This window comes from Isoptericola sp. NPDC055881 (assembly GCF_053615895.1).
Genome location: NZ_JBSHCR010000142.1, coordinates 1 through 2,893, shown reverse-complemented (window position 1 = coordinate 2,893; position 2,893 = coordinate 1). Strand labels below are relative to the sequence as shown.

Annotated in this window: 3 protein-coding genes; all 3 read left to right on the top strand. The window is 71.3% G+C overall.

What is annotated here, in order from left to right; all coding sequences use genetic code 11:
• The coding region (locus ACWGKI_RS20745; RefSeq protein ID WP_452189566.1) for a glycoside hydrolase family 28 protein at positions 1-1,367 on the top strand (1,367 nt) is incomplete at its 5' end.
• A complete protein-coding gene (locus tag ACWGKI_RS20740) occupies positions 1,345-1,821 on the top strand; it encodes a hypothetical protein (RefSeq protein ID WP_452189564.1) in 477 nt (158 codons plus the stop codon). The genes ACWGKI_RS20745 and ACWGKI_RS20740, both read left to right, overlap by 23 nt.
• Complete coding sequence (locus ACWGKI_RS20735; RefSeq protein WP_452189562.1) at positions 1,818-2,780, top strand: carbohydrate ABC transporter permease; 963 nt, start codon at positions 1,818-1,820, stop codon at positions 2,778-2,780. The genes ACWGKI_RS20740 and ACWGKI_RS20735 overlap by 4 nt, the downstream gene beginning before the upstream one ends.
• Positions 2,781-2,893: the final 113 nt, after the last annotated feature.

The window sequence follows — 2,893 nt, the reverse complement described above, 5'->3', positions numbered from 1 at the left end:
GCTGTGAGCGGGCGTCTGGCCCTGTCCGGACCCCCGAACGGGGCCAGACGCCCGCTCACAGCACCCCGCAGCAGCGAGAGGCACACGTGCACACCCTCGACGACTCCCTCGTGACGGCCACGCTCCAGGCCGCGATCGACGACGCCGGCGCGGCCGGCGGCGGCACCGTGGTGGTGCCTGCCGGGACCCACCGCACCGGGGCGCTGCGCCTGCGCTCCCGCGTGGAGCTGCACCTCGAGGCGGGCGCGGTGCTCCAGTTCGTGCCCGACCCGGCCCTGTACCCGCCGGTCGAGGCGCGCTGGGAGGGCGCGCCGGCCACGATCCACTCGCCGTGCCTGTACGCGGCGGGGGAGACGGACGTGGCGATCACGGGCTTCGGCACGATCGACGGCGGCGGCGGTCCGTGGTGGGACACGTTCCGGCACGACCGGGCCGGCCTCGCGCACCCGCGCCCCACCCTCGTCGGGCTGCACGACTGCGAGCGCGTCACCCTGCGCGACGTGCGCCTCACCAACTCCCCGAGCTGGACGGTGCACCCGCTGCGGTGCGACGGCGTGACGATCTCCGGCGTCGTCATCGTCAACCCCGCGGACTCGCCCAATACGGACGGCATCGACCCGGAGTCGAGCCGGAACGTGCGGATCAGCGACTGCCACATCGACGTCGGCGACGACTGCGTGGCCATCAAGGCGGGCACGGAGCACGACCCGCGGCGGGTGCCCTGCGAGAACATCACCATCACCGGCTGCACGATGGTGCACGGCCACGGCGGGGTCGTCATCGGCTCGGAGATGAGCGGTGGCGTGCGCGGTGTCGTGATCAGCAGCTGCGTCTTCGAGGGCACCGACCGCGGCATCCGCATCAAGTCGCGGCGCGGGCGGGGCGGCGTGGTCGAGGACGTGCGGGTGACGAACGTCGTGATGCGCGGCGTGATGTGCCCGTTCGTGATCAACCCCTTCTACTTCTGCGGTCCGGACGGCAAGGAGCCGCACGTCGCGGACCGGGACCCGCACCCCGTGGGCCCGTCCACCCCCGCCTTCCGGCGCATCCACCTGGCCCACGTCACGGCCCGCGACGTGCACGCGGCGGCCGGCTACCTCTACGGCCTGCCCGAGCAGCCGCTCACGGAGCTCACGCTCGACGACGTCACGGTGTCGTTCGCCGCCGACGCCGTGCCCGGGGTCCCGGCGATGGCGGACGGCGTCCCGGAGCTGCGCCGGGCAGGCCTCCACCTCGGCTTCGTCGCGGACGCGGACCTGTCGCGCGTGCGCGTGACGGGCTGCGAGGGGCCGGGCGTCGTGGTCGAGGGAAGCCCGGACCTGCGGCTCGAGGGGGTGCGGGTCGATGACGAGCCTCGCGGTGCGTGACGACGCGCCCCCGGTGCGCCGGCGGGCCGAGACGTGGCTCGCCGTCGTCGGCATGGTCGGCGCGGCGATCTTCCTCGGGGGGTTCGCGCTGGTGCTCAACCGGACCGACGAGCAGGCCTTCCTCGACACCCTGTACCCGGCGATGACGGACGCGGGCATCGACCTGGCGTCGTCGGACGCCTACGACGCCGCCCGGACGCTGGCCGCCTGGTTCAGCCTCACCCTCGTGGTGGTGCTGCTCGTGGCCGCCGCCGGGATCTACGTCGCGCACCGCCGTCCCGCGCGCCGGTCGACGGGGTGGTGGTTCCTCGCCGCCGGGCTCGCGTGCCTGTTCGGCAGCCAGCTCGTGCTGTACCCGATCGCCTTCCTGTTCTTCGTCGCCGCCGGGCTGTTCGCCCTGCGTCGCCCCCACCAGACCGCCGACCACCTGTCCGAGACCGGGAGCACCTCATGAGCAAGATCCTCGTCGCACCGCGCCCCGGTGGTGACCGCCGCACCGGCCGGACGGGCCGGCCCGGTGACCGGCCCGGTGATCAGGGCCGGATCCACCGGCCCACCACGGGCCAGCGCGTCTTCCGCGTGGTGAACGTCGTCGTCCTGTCCGCGTTCGCGCTGGTCTGCGTGCTGCCGTTCATCAACGTGCTCGGCAGCTCGCTGGCGACGCCGGGCGAGCTCGCGACCCGGCCGTTCGTCCTGATCCCGCACACGTTCTCGCTCGACGCCTACCGGTACATCCTGTCGACGTCGACGATCTTCCGGGCCATGGGCGTCTCGGTGTTCGTCACGGTGGTGGGCACGTTCGTGAGCCTGCTGCTCACGTCGCTGATGGCGTACGCGCTGTCGAAGCGCTACCTGCGGGGGCGCCGCGTCATCAACTTCCTCGTGGTGTTCACGATGCTGTTCAGCGGCGGGATGATCCCCACGTTCATCGTGGTCAACAGCCTGGGCCTCATCGACTCGCTGTGGTCGCTGATCCTCCCGGTGGCGATCAACGCCTTCAACTTCGTCATCATGCGGAGCTTCTTCCAGGGCATCCCGGACAGCCTGGAGGAGGCCGCACGCATCGACGGCTGCTCCGACCTGGGCGTGTTCCTGCGGATCGTGCTGCCGTTGTCGCTCGCGTCGATCGCGACGATCGGCCTCTTCTACGCGGTCTACTACTGGAACACGTACCAGAGCGCGATCCTCTACATCAACGACTCCACCAAGTGGCCGATCCAGGTGCTGCTGCGCCAGATCGTCATCGTGGCGAGCGGCATGAACGCGGACGAGAGCGCGGTGGACGTCGTCCCCCCGGCGCAGTCGGTGAAGATGGCCGTCATCTTCGTCGCGACGCTGCCGATGCTGATCGTCTACCCGTTCGTGCAGCGGTTCTTCGTCAAGGGCGCCCTGATCGGCTCGGTCAAGGGCTGACCTCCCACCCGAGCGTTGGGGGGGGGGGAATATGAGGGGACGGGAGAAGACCCCCAGACACCGAGAAAAGAACCCAAAAAACAACACGGCGGGGGAGGCGGCGGGGGGCGACA